Genomic DNA, 17,038 nt, shown 5'->3' on the forward strand with positions numbered 1-17,038 from the left:
CCAGGGATGACGGGGCTCGTGACAAGGAGTGGGGCAGCAGCCCGTGGGGCGGATCAGTAGCCCGTGGGGCGGACCAGGCCTGATTCGTAGGCGAAGACCGCTGCCTGGGTGCGGTCGCGCAGGCCGAGTTTGACGAGGATGCGGCCCACGTGGGTTTTCACGGTCTGCTCGGCCACCACCAGGCGTTGGGCGATCTCGGCATTGGAGAGACCCTGGGCGATGTGGGCCAGGACCTCGGTCTCGCGTTCGGTGAGGTCGCCGACGCGTTGCTTGAGGGGCGCTCGCGGGGTGGTGTCGAGGCGGGAGAACTCGGCGATGAGACGGCGGGTGATGCCGGGGGCGAGGAGGGCGTCACCCGCCGCGACCACGCGGACCGCCTCCGCGAGTTGATCGGCCGAGGCGTCCTTGAGGAGGAAACCGGAGGCGCCGGCGCGGAGCGCTTCGTAGACGTACTCGTCGAGGTCGAAGGTGGTGAGCACCAGGACCTTGATGTGCGGCGTGTCCGTGGTGATGCGGCGGGTCGCCTCGATGCCGCCGAGTTCGGGCATGCGGATGTCCATCAGGACGACGTCCGGGGCGAGTTCGGCGACCTTGAGGATCGCGTCCAGTCCGTCGACCGCCTGACCGACCACCTCGATGCCGGGGTGGGTGTCGAGCAGCACGGTGAATCCCTGCCGGACCATCTGCTGGTCGTCGGCGATCAGTACGCGGATGGTGCCGCTCACGGTCGTCATGGACTCTCTTCCCCTGGGATGCCTGTGAAGGTGTCGTCGGTCCGGGCGGCGTCGTGGGCGGTCGCCGCGTCGTCGGTGGACGCGGCGCCCGAGCGGGGGAGGAAGGCCGCCACCGCGAATCCGCCGCACGACGTCGCCGAGGTCACGAGGGTGCCACCCAGCATCGCGACGCGCTCCCGCATGCCGAGCAGTCCGTGTCCCGCGCCCGGGGACGGCGGAGCGGGGCGCTCGGGCCGTGAGTTGACGACCCTCACCTGGAGGCCGCGCGGGAAGTGCCAGAGCTCCACCCGGACCGCGGAACCCGGCGCATGGCGCAGGGCGTTGCTCAGCGCCTCCTGGATGATCCGGTACGCCGACAGCTCCACGCCCGGCGCCAGGGGAAGCTGTTCCCCGGTGACCTCCGTGGTCACGTGCAGTCCCGCGGCGCGCGTGTTCTCGACGAGGGCGTCGAGACGGTCGAGCGTGGGCTGCGGAGCGTCCGGCGCCACACCCGCACTCGCGCCGAGGCCGTACGGACTCTCCGGGTTCTCCGAACGCAGCACTCCGAGCACACGGCGCAGCTCGGTCAACGCCTCCAGGGCGTTCTGCCGGATGCCTTCCAGGTTCTCCTTCAGTTCCTGGGTCGGATGCTCGACCAGGTGCGGGGCGACCTGCGCCTGAATGGAGATCACCGACATGTGGTGCGCGACCACGTCGTGGAGCTCGCGCGCGATGCGGCTGCGCTCCTCCAGGACCGTGCGGCGGGCGCGCTCCGCCTCGGTCAGCGAGGCTTGCCGCACCAGTTGGGTACGGGCTTCTCGGCGACCGTGCAGCGCTGTTCCGAGAAGGACGACGGCGGCGAAGACGACCACCGCCAGCGTCCCGGTCGGACTGTACGACGGTCCGCCCAGCATGCCCCTCGCCCGGTACACCGGTCCGCCCGCCAGGCCCTGCAGCACATACGTGGCCAGACCCGTCAGGGACAGCGCGCCGACGGCGACGCGTGTGGGCATCCGCAGGGCGAGCAGGAAGAGCACGAAGGCCTGCGACAGCATCGCGGACGTGCTCCACGGCCAGTCCGGTCCCGGGATCGGAATGTCCCACGCGCTGTGCGCGCGGGCTACTACGGCGGCCACCACAGTGGTGCCCAGCGACAGCCACCAGGCCGGAACGGGACGCCACAGCGCGAGCACGATCGCCGCACCCAGCAGGAGGCCGCTCCCCGTGCCCAGCGCGAAACCGAGCCGATAGCTGCTGGTCAGCTCGTCCATGGCCGCCAGCCCGACTCCGAGGGCGATCAGGCACACCACGGCATGCGGCAGCCGGCGCAGCCACCGGGGCCGGGACAACGGCGGCAGCGGCGCGGCCGTCGGCATCGCGAGCTCGGCCAGGATCTCGCGCAGGAGCGACAGGACCGACGTGACCGAGAGGGAGGCCAGTGCTTGTATGCGGGTGCGATGAGGAACGCGGCCGGTGGATGGGGCGGTGGGGGCGGGGGGCTCGGCCAGCCGTGAGGGGGCGTCAGGGAGCATGGCGGGCCCGCGGTTCGGGGGCTGGTGCTCCTCGCTGGTCACGTCGCCAAGCCTAGGCACGTGGCGCCGCCTCGGGTGCGGCCGGGCCCTGACCGCGGTGGACGCGGACGATTCGGGACGTGCGGCCGGTGGGACGGCGGGGTCCCCGCTCGTGGACGCTGAAGGCGCACCAGCACAGGGCGAGGGCGCAGCCGAAGACGGGCAGCCAGGCGACTCTCGCGGCCACCCAGACCAGGTTGTCGGGGGTGGTGTGCAGGCCGGGGAGCCGGCCCGCGAGCAGGCCGAGGGCGGTGACCGCCATCAGGGACGTCTGGTGCCAGAGGAATATCGTCATCGCGGAGAGGTTGGCGAAGGCGATCGCGGCCCAGGCCGCGGGGTGCCGCATCCCCCGGCGCAGCGGCTCGCGCAGCAGCAGGGCGAGTCCGCACTGGGCCAGGCCGAAGGTGACCGCGGCCAGCGTCGGCGGATCCAGGTTGGAGACCGCGGTCCCCGGGACGCCGACCATGGACGACGGATATCCGGCCCACGCCACCAGCACCGCCGTCGCCACCGCTCCGCCGCCGAACAGCACCCAGCCCGCGCGCCGCCCCTCCAGCTCACCGCGCGTCCAGGCGGCGCCCAGCGTGTACGGCACCAGCCAGCCGGCCGCGACGTTCACCCAGCCGAGCCACGCCGGGCCTCCGAGGCCGAAACGGATGACGTCCACATGGAGGACGACGGCCAGCGGCCACAACGGGTTGACGCGGGTCAGCAACGGCGTCGCCGCCGTCAGCGCGGCGAAGACCACGAGGAACCAGAGCGGGGACAGCGCCAGCTTCACCAGCGTGTGCACCGTACGGAGTTCCGCGCCGGACACGAGCAGGCAGGCCGTCGCCACCGCCCAGAGTGTCAGCACCGCCGCCACCGGTCTCAGGAGGCGGCTCAGCCGCGTGCGCAGCCACTGCCCGTAGGTCGTGCCGCGCGCCCGCGCCGACGCGTAGCTCTTCGTCGCCACATGGCCGCCCACCAGGAAGAACACGGCGAGCGTCTGGAAGACCCAGGAGATCGGGGCCAGCCAGGGCATGTGCCGCAACGGGCTCGCCGTGTGCAGCGCGCCGCCGTCCGCGACGAGCGCCGTCACCAGCCAGTGGCCCAGGACGACGCCCAGGATCGCGAGGGCGCGCAGGGCGTCGACGGCGCGGTCCCGCTCGACCGGGGTGGCCCGGTCGAGGCGGTGGATCGCGGTCCGTACGCCGGTCAGGACGGTCGTGCCGGTCACGTCACGCACGGGTCACCTCCGAGGTGTCGCCGAGGACGATGCGGGCGAGGTTGGCCAGGGACACCGACCCCGGCTTGAAGTAGTCGCTGTGGCCACCGCTTCCCGCCCGGAAGACCTGGGCGCCGAAGGACGGGCACACCGGGTCGGGGCCGAGGCCGAGGGTCGTGCCGAGGAGCCCGACGCTCGTGTGCGGGACGTGCGCGATCCAGTCGGCGGAGCCGCGGCCCGCCCAGACACGAGCGGAGGTGCGCAGCCCGGCGACGGAGGACGCTCCGGTGCCGGGGCTGCCGAAGAAGACGATGTCGCTCGCGTCCGACCCCGGGGCCGCGCGGCCGCAGACCACCGTGCCGTACGAGTGGCACAGCAGGGACAGGTGCGCCGACCGGCCGACGACGCCGCGCAGTTGGCGCAGGAACGCCCGCAGGAGGGGAGCCGCGTCCTCCGCGCGGTCCGTCGTCAGGACCGTGGTGCTCACGGTGCCCGGCGTCTCGTACCCGAGCCAGGCGAGGACGGCTCCGCGCGGGCCGAGTCGGCCGTGCAGGGCGACGGCGCCGGCGCGGAAACGGTCGTACGTCTCCAGGGTGGTGTCCGAGCCCGGGACCAGGACGGCCACGCGGTCGGCGTGCGCGAGGTCGCCGAAGACCTCGACGGCCCGGCCGGGGCCCCGGCCGTCGAAGGAGAGGAAGTGGCGGGAGGGGGCGGTCAGGGAGCGGTCGGCGGCGGCCCGGGTGCGGTCGCCGTGGTCCGCGGCCATCCTGGCCGCCCGCGCGGCGTTGGCCCGGTTCGCCTCGTACGCCTTGTCCAATGTCGATGCCGTGAGCCGTGCGAGGACCGCGGGTGCCGGCGCGGGAATCTCCGGGCGGGCGGCGGCGGACACGGGGACGACGACGGCGGCCGTGACGAGCGCGGCGAGCAGCGTCCGGCGCAGCCGACGGGCGATCCGGCCTCCGGTGCGGCGGCGAGGGACTCCGGTCGCCGCGGCCGGTGAGCCCGGCCTGCCCCGCGGCGAGACCGCGGGAACACCCGCTGCCCCTCTGGTGGTCGGCCTCGACCGGAATGCCATGGTGTCCGTCCCTCCCCGTCCGCCCGTTCATCGGGCGTCGCTGGAAGGAAAATTACGGACCGTCATCTGTCGTCCGCGTCCCGCTGGGGAACTCACCTGGCAGGTAGCTCTCAGGTATTACGGGTATGACCGGGGTTCGGGAGCGGGCGGTCAACTCCCCTGATCGCCAGAGCTCTTGAGGACTCTCCCCACTGCCAGGCCAATTGGGCGACTACCAGGCCAGTTGGGCGATCTCCTCCGCCACCACGGCACAGGCGTCGGCGGCCGGGTCGATCAGCGGGAAGTGGCCGACGTCCTCCAGGAGGGTCAGACCGACCACCTCGCCCGCCTTGGCGGCCGCGTCCGCGTACGACTCGGCCACCGCCTGCGGAACGACGATGTCGGAGCGACCCTGGACGAGAGTGGTGGCGATGCCGGTGGGCAGCAGGCGCATCGGGTCTGCGTACGGCAGACGTTCGGCGAACGTGGCGTCCCCACCCAGGAGTTGGCGGGACGCCCCGCCGCAGACGTCGAGCTCCTCCGCGACCTCGAAGTCCGCGATCGGGGCGAGGGCGACGACGCCGCGCAGTGCTGCGGGGCGGTCGGTGTGCCAGGGCGCGTCGTCGGGCAGGAGGTGGCGGGCCGCCACCCACAGGGCCAGATGACCGCCCGCCGAGTGGCCGGTGACCACCATGCGCCGGGGGTCGGCCTGCGGGAGCGCCGCGCGTACGAGCGCGGGCAGTGCGTCGAGTGCGGCCGCCACGTCGTCGAAGGTGTCGGGCCACCGACCGGCGACCGGACCTCCGGTACTTCCGGTACTTCCGGCACTTCCGGCACTTCCGGTACTTCCGGCACTTCCGGTACTTCCGGTACTTCCGGTACTTCCGGTACTTCCGGCACCTGCGGCACCTGCGGCGCTTCCGGCGCTGGCATCGCCGGCATCGCTCCCCTCGCGGGCCCCGTCGTCGCCTCGGTCGCCGGCTCCGGTGGCGCCCGTGGACGAGGCCGCAACGTTCGGTCCAGGGGCCGCGGGGCCGCCCTGCGCGGGGATCGCGGGCCCTTCCGGCGCGGGGGCCGGCGCCTCGCCGCGGCGGTACTCGACATTCGCCACGGCGAAACCGCGGCGGGTCAGGAAGTCGGCGAACGGGGTGATGTGACGGCGGTCGTACGGGGCACGCCAGGCGCCGCCGTGCAGAACGACCACGAGCGGGGTGAGGACCGCCGGGTCGGGCTCGCGCGGGGCGTAGAAGTCGATCACCTGGTCGGGGTGGTCGCCGTACGCCATGGTGACGTCGGGCTCCACGGCCGGGTGCGAGAAGGCGGACGCCTCCTCGGCGGCGTCACGCTCGGCGGCGGCCTCACGCCGGGCTGCGGCCTCACGCTCGGCCGCTCTGTCACGCTGCGCGCCCGCGCCCTGCTGTGCCGCGGCGTCGGCGCCGTCCCGGGATGCGGCGTCGTCCTGCATGCTCCAACCTCTCAGCGGTGAAACGGATTTGGCGGACCAGGGAAGAATTCGGCCGTTGGCGGGGACGGTATCAGGCCGGTGACGTGCGCCGACACCGGGTTGTCACGCTCGGTGAGGGGTAAACGGTTCTGCTGTTTCGTTACGCTGGCGGTGGCGTCCAGCCGTCCGGGACGCGATCGACGAAGGAGACCGTCATGTCCGCCGAGTCCGGCACCGTACGGCCCGAGCCTGCCGAGTCCGGCACCGTACGGCCCGAGCCCGCCGAGCCCGCCGAGCCCGGCACCGTACGGCCCGGGGGGCGTACCGCGCGTGTCCGTGCGGCCGTTCTGCGGGCGGCCGGGGACGTGCTCGCCGAGGAGGGGTTCGCGCATCTCGATCTGGCCGATGTCGCCCGGCGGGCCGAGGTGGGCAAGACGACCGTGTACCGGCGCTGGGGGTCCGTCGCGGGGCTGGTCGCCGATCTGCTCGGCGACATGGCCGAGCAGTCGCTTCCGCGGGTGGACACGGGGAGCGTGCTCGGGGATCTGCGGGCCAACGCCGATCTGGTACGGCGGACGCTCGCCGATCCTCGGCAGGGCGCCCTGTTCCGGGCGGTGATCGCCGCGGGGGCGTGCGACGCGCGTACGGCCGAGGCGTTGCGGAGGTTCTACGAGGTGCGGGTCGCCGAGTGGGCGCCCTGCGTGGAACAGGGGGTTGCCCGGGGGGAGTTGCCGGTGGGGACGGATGCGGTGGGGATGGTACGGGCGGTTTCGGCGCCGTTGTACTACGGGCTGCTCACCACTGGCGTGGCGCCTGGTGCCGCCGATGCGGATCGGGCGGCCGAGGCCGCGGTTGCCGCGGCGGCGGCGGGGGTGTTCGTCGTCGCCGGTTGAGCCCCGGCGGGTCCTGGTCACGGGGCCGAGGCCGAGGCCGGAGCCCGCGCCTGGCCGGACCAGGGCACCAGGGAACCCCCGGTCGGGGCCGGGCCGGAGGGGATTTCGCCCCCTCCGCCCCTGCCCTTCCCGTCCCTGGGGCTCCGCCCCAGACCCCGCTCCTCAAACGCCGGAGGGGCTGACACTTGCCGGAGGGGCTGATACTTGCTAGCCCAGGGTCTCCGCCAGGACCCTTGCCGCTCGTTCCGTTTCCGCGAAGCCGACGTACAGCGGGGTGAAGCCGAAGCGGAGGATGTCCGGGTGGCGGAAGTCGCCGACGACGCCCTGGTCGATCAGGCGCTTCATCACGGCACCCGCGTCCGCGCAGCGCAGGGCCACCTGGCTGCCCCGTTCCGCGTGGGCGGCGGGAGTCACGGACTCGACCCGCCCGTCGGGGACGTACGCGGAGACGCACTCCAGGAAGAAGTCGGTCAGCGCGAGCGACTTGGCGCGGACGGCGTCGATCGAGACGCCGTCCCACACCTCCAGCGCGGCTTCCAGGGCCAGCATCGAGAGAATGTCCGGCGTGCCGACCCGCCCGCGCAGCGCGCCCGGCGCGGGTTCGTACGACTGGCTCATACCGAAGGGCTCGGCGTGCGAGTTCCAGCCGGGGAGCGGGGAGTCGAAACGGTCCTGGAGTCCGGCGCGGACGTAGAGGTACGCGGGCGAGCCCGGGCCGCCGTTCAGGTACTTGTAGGTGCACCCGACCGCCAGGTCCACCCCGTGCTCGTCCAGCCCGACCGGCAGGGCGCCCGCGCTGTGGCACAGGTCCCACACGGCGAGCGCGCCCGCCGCTTGGATCGCGGACGTCAGGGACGGGAGGTCGTAGCGCCGGCCCGTGCGGTAGTCGACGTGGTTGAGCAGCACCGCCGCCGTACGGGAACCGAGTGCCGAGGGCACCTCGTCCGGATCGACCGGACGCAGCTCGCAGCCCGTCATACGGGCCGCCGACGCCGCGATGTACCCGTCCGTCGGGAACGTCGTCGCGTCGACGAGGATCTCGTCCCGCCCCTCGCCCGCCAGCCGTACCGCACCCACCAGCGCCTTGAAGACGTTCACGCTGGTCGAGTCGCCGACCACGATCTGCCCGGCCGCCGCGCCGACCAGCGGGGCGATCCGGTCGCCGATCCGCTCGGGCGCGGTCCACCAGCCGCTCTCCTCCCAGCTGCGGATGCGGAGTTCGCCCCACTGCCGGCGTACGACGTCCTCGACCCGGCCGGGGACCCCGGTCGGCAGCGCGCCGAGCGAGTTCCCGTCCAGGTACACCACGTCGTCGAGCACGAACTGCTTGCGCAGCCCGGCGAGTTCGTCGGCGGCGTCCAGTTCCGCCGCCCGCGCGCCGAGCGCGGACACGGCGCCTTCCTCAGACATGGGACCTCGCCGTCCACAGCTCGGGGAACACGTTCTTCTGCGCGCGCTTCTCCAGCCAGGCCACTCCGGCGGAGCCGCCCGTGCCGGTCTTCGAGCCCATCGCGCGCCGCGTGGCGACGAGATGGTCGTTGCGCCAGCGCCACACCAGCTCGGCGACATCGGTCAGCGCCTCGCCGAGACGGGCGAGCTCGTCGCTGTCGTCGCCGGCGTACAGGGCCGCCCAGGTGGCCTCCACCTCGGGCGAGGGCTCGTAGCGGCGCGACACGTCACGCTCCAGCACGGCGGCCGGGATCGCGTGCCCGCGCCGCGCGAGCAGCCGCAGCACCTCGTCGTACAGGCTCGGCTCGTGCAGTGCCTTCTCCAGTTCGGCGTGCACGCGCGGCGCGCCCCGGTGCGGGACGAGCATGGACGCGGCCTTCTCGCCGAGCAGGAACTCCATGCGGCGGTACATCGCGGACTGGAATCCGGAGCCCTCACCGAGGGCCGAACGGTAGGAGTTGAACTGCGCGGGGGTGAGCTGCCCGAGCGGACGCCAGGACGCGTTGAGCGCCTCCAGCTCGCGTACGGACCGCTTCAGCGCGGCCACCGCGACGGGGATGTCGTCCGAGCGCAGGGCCTTGGCCGCCGTCTCCCACTCGTGGACGATGACCGTGAACCACAGCTCCATGACCTGGGTCGTCACCAGGAAGACCATCTCTCCGGGGTCGTCGGAGAGGGTGTGCTGGAGGTGGGTGAGCACGTCCGCCTGTACGTAGTCCTCGTACGGCGTCGTGCCCTGGAAGTCGAGATGCGGAGTCTCGGGCTCCTGAGCCTGCGTGGGCTGAGCCTGGTGGGACATCGCTGTCTCCTGCAATGTGCTCCGGGTAGCGGTCCGCCCCTGCCGTTACCGACACGGGGGCCCCGGTCCCCACCGGGCATCCTCCACAATCGTCCCCCGAAACCGCAAGGTCCGCCTGGTCACACCAGACGGACCCGCATCACGGCCCCCGGAAACCGGCCGGTCCCTAGCCCAGGGTCTGGGCGGCGGTCGGCGAGGAGTCCTTCAGGAACTGGCTGCAGCGCTCGTACTCCTCCTGCTCGCCGATCGCCTGCGCGGCGCGGGCGAGGGCGTGCAGGGCGCGCAGGAAGCCGCGGTTCGGCTCGTGCTCCCAGGGCACCGGGCCGTGGCCCTTCCAGCCGCTGCGGCGCAGGGCGTCCAGGCCGCGGTGGTAGCCGGTACGGGCGTACGCGTACGACTCGACGACGCTGCCGCGCTCGAACGCGTCGTCGGCGAGCTGCGCCCAGGCGAGCGAGGAGGTGGGGTACTTCGCGGCGACGTCGGCGGGGGCCGTGCCGTTCGCGAGGAGCTCGCGCGGCTCCGGGTCGTCGGGGAGGTGGGTCGGGGGCGGTCCCCCGAGGAGGTTCTCGTGAATCGTCATGGGTTCCAGTCTGCTCCATTGCCGGTGATCGGTAACGGTTGCCCACGGTGCTCGGGGAACGGCCTGCTCCTCCCGCCCGACGAACACCGCCGGACACCGCCGGACACCGCCGGTGCGGTCACGGAGCCGGATCGGCGCTGGAGGCCGAGGCACCCTTGGAGCCCGTAGAGCCCTTGGAGCCCGTGGCCCCGAGGACGCCCCGGGAGCGCTCCGGCTCCAGCGGGGGCGCCGTCAGCGAGCCGTGCGTATGGCACTCGGGGCGGAGGCAGCCGGGCGTCGGGCGGCGTACGGTCGTGAAGGCCAGCACCGCGCCGACCACCAGCACACCGGCGCACAGCGGCATCGCCCGGCGGAACGCGGCGTCGAAGGCGTCCGCCGAGCGGTACGCCTCCTCGCCCATCCCGGTGAGCAGCGGCAGCGCGGCCACCGCGAGGAGCCCGGCCACACGGGCCGCCGCGTTGTTGATCCCGCTGGCCAGGCCCGCCCGCCCGGTGTCCACGGAGGCCAGGACGGTGGCGGTCAGCGGCGCGACCAGGGTCACCATGCCGAGGCCCATCACCAGCAGCGCGGGCAGCACGTCGGCCACGTACGAGGCGTCCTCGCCCACCCGCAGCATCAGCAGCATGCCCGCCGCGCACAGCAGCGGTCCGACCGTCAGCGGGATGCGCGGGCCGATGCGCTGGGAGACTTCGCCGGAGCGGGCGGAGAAGAGCAGCATCAGGACCGTGGTCGGCAGCAGCGCCGTTCCGGCCTGGAGCGCGGAGTAACCCGCCACGACCTGGAGCTGGAGCGCGGTCAGGAAGAAGAAGCCGCCGAAGGCCGCGTAGACGCACAGGGTCACCAGGTTGACAGCCGTGAACTGGCGCGAGGCGAAGATGTCCAGCGGCAGCATCGGATCGGGCCGCCGACGCTCGACGTACACGAAGGCCACCCCCGCCAGCACGCCCCCGACCGCCGCCACCCACACGAGCACGGAACCGCTCGTGGCCTCGATCAGGGCGTACGTCACCAGGGCGAGCGAGAGCGCGCCGAGGACGGCGCCGAGGACGTCGAAGCCGCGGTGCGACGCGCCTTCCCCACTCTCGGTTTCGCTCGGGCGGGAGGCGCCCCCAGCGGACTCGGGGACGTGCCGCAGTGCGATCGGGGCGCACACCAGCGCGACGGGGATGTTCAGCAGGAAGACCCAGCGCCAGCCGGGCCCGTCCACCAGCCAGCCGCCCAGGAACGGCCCGACGGCGGCCCCGACACCCCCGAAGCCCGACCACAGGCCGATGGCACGGGCCCGGTCGTCCGGGTGGAAGGAGGCCTGGATGATCGCCAGCGAACCGGGAGTGAGCAGCGCCCCGCCGACGCCCTGGAGGACACGGGCGGCGATGAGCACGCCCACGTTCGGGGCGAGCCCGCACAGCAGCGAGGCGGCGGCGAACCACACCACGCCGATGACGAAGACCTTCCGGCGCCCGAAGCGGTCCCCGAGCGAGCCGCCCAGCAGGATCAGCCCGGCCAGCGACAGCATGTAGCCGTTCACGGTCCACTGGAGGGCGGAGAGGCCGGCGTCCAGGTCACGGCCGATGGTCGGCAGCGCCACGTTGACGACCGTCGAGTCCAGCAGGGCCATGCTGGAGCCGAGGACGGTGGTCAGCAGGATCCACTTCCCGGTCCGGGAGGCGATCCGTACCGCGGGTCTGCCGTCCGACAGGTCCGATGCGTCCCGCGCAGGCACAGCCATACCTCGGAGCATACGGAAGGGCCCGGCACCGTGGGAGGTGCCGGGCCCTTGCGCGGGGATGACTGTCGGAGGAGCGCCGGAGGCCTACCGGCGGACCACCGGACGACTACTTGAGCCGGGTGCCCGTGGAACGCAGGGCGGCGCAGGCCTCGGTCACGCGCTGGGCCATGCCGGCCTCGGCGAGCTTGCCCCAGGTGCGCGGGTCGTACTTCGACTTGGTGCCGACCTCGCCGTCGACCTTCAGGACACCGTCGTAGTTGCGGAACATGTGGTCCACGACAGGACGGGTGAAGGCGTACTGGGTGTCGGTGTCGAGGTTCATCTTCACGACGCCGTTCTCCAGCGCGGTGGCGATCTCCTCGGCGGTGGAGCCGGATCCGCCGTGGAAGACGAAGTCGAACGGGCTCGCCTTGCCGTACTTGGCGGCGACGCCCTCCTGGAGGTCCTTGAGGAGCTCGGGGCGCAGGACGACGTTGCCCGGCTTGTAGACACCGTGCACGTTGCCGAACGACGCGGCGAGCAGGTAGCGGCCCTTGTCGCCCAGGCCCAGGGCCTCGGCGGTGCGCAGGGCGTCGTCGACGGTCGTGTACAGCTCATCGTTGATCTCGTGGCTGACGCCGTCCTCCTCGCCACCGGTCGGGGTGATCTCGACCTCGAGGATGATCTTCGCGGCGACGGCCTTGGCCAGCAGTTCCTGGCCGATGGCCAGGTTGTCGGCGAGGGTCTCGGCGGAGCCGTCCCACATGTGCGACTGGAACAGCGGGTTCTCACCGCGGGCGACGCGCTCGGCGGAGATGTCGAGCAGCGGACGTACGTAGCCGTCCAGCTTGTCCTTGGGGCAGTGATCCGTGTGCAGCGCGACCGTGATGTCGTACTTCGCGGCGACGATGTGCGCGAACTCGGCGAGCGCGACGGCGCCCGTCACCATGTCCTTCTTGTGCTGACCGCCCAGGAACTCCGCACCACCGGTGGAGATCTGGATGATGCCGTCGCTCTCCGCCTCCGCGAAGCCGCGCAGCGCAGCGTGCAGGGTCTGGGACGAGGTCACGTTGATGGCCGGGTAGGCGAACTTGCCTGCCTTCGCCCGGTCGAGCATCTCGATGTAGACCTCGGGGGTTGCGATGGGCATCTGTCCGCTCCTTGTATGTGCGGGTCTGCGTACTGCTGCTGCGGTACGACGGGACTGGTGCTTATGGCCCTGACCTAGGGGGGCGACGTCATCGTCGGCCCCATCTTTCCAGACATCGCCGGATGCTCCAGACCCCCATCCGACATGCGGGACCCTGCCGTCGGCGGGGCCCCGCGGGAGCTTCGTCAGTCGAGCCCCAACTCGCCCTTGGAGTAGGCGAAGAGGTACGGAACACCGGCGCCGGCCTCGATCTTCTCGGCGGCACCGGTCGCACGGTCGACGATCGTGGCGACACCGACGACCTCGGCTCCGGCCTCCCGGACGGCCTGGACGGCCTCCAGCGGAGAGCCGCCCGTGGTCGAGGTGTCCTCGACCACGAGCACGCGCCGGCCCTTGATCTCGGGACCCTCGACACGGCGCTGCAGGCCGTGTGCCTTGGCGGCCTTGCGGACGACGAAGGCGTCCAGCCTGCGGCCGCTCGCTGCGGCGGCGTGCAGCATGGCCCCGGCGACCGGGTCGGCGCCCATGGTCAGCCCGCCGACCGCGTCGAAGTCCAGGTCGGCGGTGAGGTCGAGGAGGACCTGTCCGACGAGCGGGGCGGCCTCGCCGTCCAGCGTGATCCGGCGCAGGTCCACGTAGTAATCGGCCTCAAGACCCGAGGAGAGGGTCACCTTGCCGTGCACCACGGCCTTGTCCTTGATCTGCTGCAGCAGCGTGCCGCGTACATCACTCATGGAGGCCAGCTTAGAGCCGCCGCCAGCTCCAGGTCGTGGTGGCTTCGAGGGGCTCGATGGGTGTGACCAGGCGGGGGTGGGTGTTGAGCCCGTTCGGCGGACCGGTCTGCGGCTCCACGCACACGGCCGCCTCCTGCTCGTCGTAGACGACGACCCACTGCTCGCGGCTGCCGACCTTCAGCTCCAGCCGCCCCGGCCAGGTGAGCGTGACGTCGACGCCGTCCGGCATGCCGAAGCAGTCGTCCCAGGGGCCGGGCTTTTGGTCGAGGCGGCGGCCGGTGGGCAGGTGGTCGTCGCCCCGCTCCTCCTGCCAGCCGGGCCGGAAGTCGACGCGGACGTCCTCGCCGCCCTCCCCCAGGTTCCTGTTGAACCAGGGATGCCAGCCGATCTGGGCCGGGAACGAGTCCCCGTACGTCTCCACGGACATGGTGAGCGTCAGGGCGTCCCCCGTGAGGGTGAAACCCTGGGTGACGCGAGCGGGGTGCGGCCAGGGGTCCACCAGGTCGTACGTGATCACGGCCTCGTCGGCGGTGACGCGGGCCGGTTTCCAGGCCCCGTCGCGGGCGGTGCCGTGGATGGCGTGCGGCGGGGAGTTGAGCGGCATCTGACGGACGGCGGTGCCGTCGAGGAACCGGCCGTCACGGATCCGCCCGCACCACGGGACCATCGGGAAGCACCCGAACTTCTCGCCCTGCCGCAGCAGTTCGACGCCGCCGACCCGCAGACTTCCGACCCGTCCGCCGTTGCCCGGCGCCACGGTCACCTCCGCGTCACCCGCGGTCAGCGTGATGTCTTCGTTACTCACGGAGTTGACCCTACTGGGGCGGGAGCGCCGTGCGGTTTCCGCCCTCACCGGCGTTTGCGCAGCGCCCGGGTCACGACGATCGCCGAGGCCAGTGCCAGGGCCGCCGCGGGGGCCGCCCAGCGGAGGGTGGCGCGGGCGGCGGTGGCCTCCGGGGGCGGGACGGGGGCGTAGCGGCCACGCGGAGGAGCGTGGTCCACCTCCTCCGCGCTGCGCCCGATCATCGTGCGCCGCGCGTGCGCCGCCTCGGCCATCGCGTCCTCACTCCCCGGCGCCCCGGCCTCCGCCACGAAGTCCTCCCCGTCGAACGCGTCCCCGGCCGACGGATCGAGCGAAGGAGGCGGCACCTCGGCCTCGAAGACGGAGGAACCCTCAGCTCCGAGCCCCCCTTCGGACGCGGGCCCGCCTTCGGACGCGGGCCCACCTTCGGACGCACGCCCCCCTTCGGACGCGGGCCCGCCTTCGGACGCGGGACCGCCTTCTTGCCCGGGGTCAGCCTCGACTCCGGCCTCGACGTCGGCCCCGGACTCGGAATCGACGTCGGGCACGGGCTCGGACTCGACGTCGGACGCGGACGCGGAGTCGGTCGAGGGTCCGACGTCGGGTGTGGCGTCGGGTCCGGCGTCGGGTGTGGCGTCGGCCGGGGGCGCGAGGGCTGCGGCCAGTGCCTCTCCGAAGCGGGTCAGCAGGCGCAGCCCTGCCGAGGACACGGCGTCGTGCGGGAGTTCGGCCACGCGGCCGTCGCCGGAGGCCGTGCCGCCGAACGCGAGGGTGGTACCTCCGTCGGAGGGCAGGAGCCGCAGGGTCAGCGTCAGTTTCACGGCGCCCCCGCCGCGTACCTCCGTGGCGTCGCCCTCGACGGCGTACGAGCCGTCGTCCTGGGCGGTGACACGGATCGCGCCGCGATAGGTGATCGTGTGACCGGCGACGCGGACCTTCAGCCGCCCGGCGACGCGCGCGGCCCCCGCGCCTCGTTCGCGGCCGCCGGGGGAGGACACCTCGGCGGCGTCCTGCCCGGTCCCGGAGGCGGACGGCGTCGCCGCCGCGCTGTCGGAGCCGGCCGACGCGTCCTGCTGGAGACCCGGGATCGCGCGGGCGACCCGGGCGGGATCGCCCAGCGCCTCCCTCAGCCGCCCGGCCGGAAACGGAACGAACACCTCATGCTCCATGTCAGCCGAGCCTACCCAGCACGACCCGGAGCGCACCCGCGTATCACGGGATTCCCGCACCTCCGCCTCAGTCGGAGTACCGCGGATGCACCAGCGTCGAGGGCGGGAGGGGACGGGGGACACGGCTGCGGGAGGCGGCGCGCCCGTCCGCCGCCAGGGCCGCCTGGGTGAGGGTGCGCAGTCGCGGGCAGGAGGAGTCCAGCCGCAGGGGTGCGGGCGTACGGGAGGCCAGGATGAAACCCCAGTCGCCCGCGGAGCCCGCCGCGCCGCCGGTGGTGCGGTCGGGACCGGCGGCGAAGCCGGAGTCCCGGCCGCCGACACGGTAGGGCCTGGTGAACAGGCCGGCCGCGCGGATCGTCGCGTCGACCGTCCAGAAGGCCCGGTGCCGGTCGGCCAGCGGACCGGCGTGGACCACGAGGCGCCCGCCGGGGGCGAGGACGCGGCGGGCGAGGCCGTAGAACTCCTGCGAGTACAGCTTGGTGCTCGCGGTGATGCCCGGGTCGGGGAGGTCCGAGATGACGACGTCGTACGTCGACCGGGCGTCCCGGAGCCGGCTGAAGGCGTCCGCCGTCACCTCGTGCACCCGCGGGTCGTCGTACACATGGCGGTTGAGGGCGGACAGCGCGGCGTCGTGGCGCGCCAGCCGGACCACGTCCGCGTCGAGTTCGACGACGTCGACGCTGCGGACCCCGGAGTGGCGCAGCACTTCGCGGGCGGCGAGCCCGTCACCGCCGCCGAGGATCAGCACGCGCGCGTGCGGACCGTTCATCGCGGGGTGGACGAGTGCCTCGTGGTAGCGGTGCTCGTCGCGGCCGCTGAACCGCAGGCGGCCGTCGAGGAAGAGGTGGAGCGGACGGCCGCGGGTGCCGCCGGTGAGGACGACCTCATGGACGCCGGTGCGGAGCGCGACGCGCGCGTCCGCTCCGTACAGGGCGTGCCGTGCGGCCCGTTCGAAGTCGTCGACCAGCACCGCGGCGGAGCCGAGGATGCCGAGGACGACGAGGTTGGCGACCAGCAGGGTCCAGCGCGCGCGGCGGGTCAAGTCCCTTCGGAACAGACCGAGTACGAGGGCTCCGCCCACGATCGCGTTCACCGCTCCGGTCAGCAGCGCGCCCGTCACCTGGCCGAGCAGGGGCAGCAGCAGGAACGGGAAGGCGAGGCCGCCGACGAGGGCGCCCACGTAGTCCGCCGCGAACAGGTCCGCGACCGCGCCGCCGGGATCCTGGCGGCGGATGCGCTGTATCAGCTCCATGAGGAGGGGGACTTCGGCGCCGATGAGCAGGCCGATGGTGAGCGAGAAGGCCACCAGCAGATAGCGGGGCCCGTCCGTCCACAGGCCGCCCCAGCCGGAGGTCCAGGCGAACACCGCGTACAGGGCCATCGCGCTGCATCCGCCGACCAGTGCGAGCGCCGCCTCGACCGCGCCGAAGCCGGCCGCGGCGCGCGGGCGGAGCCGTTTCGCGGCGAGGGAGCCGACGCCCATGGCGAAGACCATGACGGAGAGCACGACGGATGCCTGGGTGACCGAGTCGCCGATCAAGTACGAGGCGAGGGCGACGAGTTCGAGTTCGTACACGAGTCCGCACGCCGCGCAGACGAACACTCCCGCCAGGACGAGGAACCTGCCGATGCCCGGGCGGACGGGGAGCCGCGCCTGGCCCTGGACGCCCCAGGGCGGCGGCACGCCGGGGGGAGCTGGCGCGTGCGGTTCGATCACGCCGTGAACGCTACGTCACGCCGCCACTACGTCTCGTCACCCACACGT

At 73.0% G+C, this 17,038-nt stretch carries 15 protein-coding genes; 1 reads left to right on the plus strand and 14 read right to left on the minus strand.

Annotation, left to right across the window (positions count from 1 at the left end):
• Positions 1 to 53 precede the first annotated feature (53 nt).
• The 5 genes from ABZX90_RS12805 to ABZX90_RS12825 all read right to left on the minus strand — a co-directional run bounded on the left by ABZX90_RS12805 (position 54) and on the right by ABZX90_RS12825 (position 6,010).
• Positions 54 to 734 (minus strand): response regulator transcription factor, encoded by a 681-nt coding sequence (locus tag ABZX90_RS12805; RefSeq protein WP_351129036.1) that lies wholly within the window; start codon positions 732 to 734, stop codon positions 54 to 56.
• A complete protein-coding gene (locus tag ABZX90_RS12810) occupies positions 731 to 2,089 on the minus strand; it encodes a sensor histidine kinase (protein WP_355204601.1) in 1,359 nt (452 codons plus the stop codon). The genes ABZX90_RS12805 and ABZX90_RS12810 overlap by 4 nt, the downstream gene beginning before the upstream one ends.
• 208 nt (positions 2,090 to 2,297) lie before the next feature.
• A complete protein-coding gene (locus ABZX90_RS12815) occupies positions 2,298 to 3,503 on the minus strand; it encodes an acyltransferase (RefSeq protein ID WP_351129141.1) in 1,206 nt (401 codons plus the stop codon).
• Position 3,504: 1 nt separating this feature from the next.
• Positions 3,505 to 4,566 (minus strand): alpha/beta hydrolase, encoded by a 1,062-nt coding sequence (locus ABZX90_RS12820; protein WP_355204246.1) that lies wholly within the window; start codon positions 4,564 to 4,566, stop codon positions 3,505 to 3,507.
• Between the two features lie 211 nt (positions 4,567 to 4,777).
• Complete coding sequence (locus ABZX90_RS12825; protein WP_355204249.1) at positions 4,778 to 6,010, minus strand: alpha/beta hydrolase fold domain-containing protein; 1,233 nt, start codon at positions 6,008 to 6,010, stop codon at positions 4,778 to 4,780.
• A 194-nt stretch (positions 6,011 to 6,204) separates the two neighbouring features.
• Between ABZX90_RS12825 and ABZX90_RS12830 the strand changes: the two genes are divergently transcribed.
• On the plus strand, positions 6,205 to 6,882 hold the full coding sequence (locus tag ABZX90_RS12830) for a TetR/AcrR family transcriptional regulator (protein WP_355204252.1): 678 nt from the start codon (positions 6,205 to 6,207) through the stop codon (positions 6,880 to 6,882).
• Between the two features lie 207 nt (positions 6,883 to 7,089).
• On the opposite strand, the gene kynU is transcribed toward ABZX90_RS12830, so the two are convergent.
• From kynU to ABZX90_RS12875, 9 genes are all read right to left on the minus strand, one after another.
• A complete protein-coding gene (gene kynU, locus ABZX90_RS12835; protein ID WP_351129026.1) occupies positions 7,090 to 8,292 on the minus strand; it encodes a kynureninase in 1,203 nt (400 codons plus the stop codon).
• Entirely contained in the window at positions 8,285 to 9,130 is an 846-nt protein-coding gene (locus ABZX90_RS12840; RefSeq protein ID WP_351129024.1) for a tryptophan 2,3-dioxygenase family protein, read from the minus strand. Before ABZX90_RS12840 ends, kynU begins: the two co-directional genes overlap by 8 nt.
• 166 nt (positions 9,131 to 9,296) lie before the next feature.
• Complete coding sequence (locus ABZX90_RS12845; RefSeq protein ID WP_266760921.1) at positions 9,297 to 9,710, minus strand: DUF3151 domain-containing protein; 414 nt, start codon at positions 9,708 to 9,710, stop codon at positions 9,297 to 9,299.
• A 118-nt stretch (positions 9,711 to 9,828) separates the two neighbouring features.
• Positions 9,829 to 11,439 (minus strand): MFS transporter, encoded by a 1,611-nt coding sequence (locus tag ABZX90_RS12850; protein ID WP_355204256.1) that lies wholly within the window; start codon positions 11,437 to 11,439, stop codon positions 9,829 to 9,831.
• Positions 11,440 to 11,545: 106 nt separating this feature from the next.
• Positions 11,546 to 12,568 (minus strand): class II fructose-bisphosphate aldolase, encoded by a 1,023-nt coding sequence (gene fbaA / locus ABZX90_RS12855; RefSeq protein WP_355204259.1) that lies wholly within the window; start codon positions 12,566 to 12,568, stop codon positions 11,546 to 11,548.
• A gap of 185 nt (positions 12,569 to 12,753) precedes the next feature.
• Complete coding sequence (gene pyrE / locus ABZX90_RS12860) at positions 12,754 to 13,302, minus strand: orotate phosphoribosyltransferase (RefSeq protein WP_351129018.1); 549 nt, start codon at positions 13,300 to 13,302, stop codon at positions 12,754 to 12,756.
• A 10-nt stretch (positions 13,303 to 13,312) separates the two neighbouring features.
• Complete coding sequence (locus ABZX90_RS12865) at positions 13,313 to 14,107, minus strand: aldose 1-epimerase (protein ID WP_351129017.1); 795 nt, start codon at positions 14,105 to 14,107, stop codon at positions 13,313 to 13,315.
• Between the two features lie 44 nt (positions 14,108 to 14,151).
• Positions 14,152 to 15,273, minus strand: a complete 1,122-nt coding sequence (locus ABZX90_RS12870; RefSeq protein ID WP_355204262.1) for a carbon monoxide dehydrogenase — start codon at positions 15,271 to 15,273, stop codon at positions 14,152 to 14,154.
• Between the two features lie 67 nt (positions 15,274 to 15,340).
• Positions 15,341 to 16,990 carry a polyamine aminopropyltransferase gene (locus tag ABZX90_RS12875; RefSeq protein WP_355204265.1) on the minus strand — a complete coding sequence of 550 codons (1,650 nt, stop codon included), beginning with the start codon at positions 16,988 to 16,990 and terminating at the stop codon, positions 15,341 to 15,343.
• Positions 16,991 to 17,038: the final 48 nt, after the last annotated feature.

The sequence above is a fragment of the Streptomyces sp. NPDC002935 genome (genome assembly GCF_040611295.1).
Classification (GTDB): domain Bacteria; phylum Actinomycetota; class Actinomycetes; order Streptomycetales; family Streptomycetaceae; genus Streptomyces.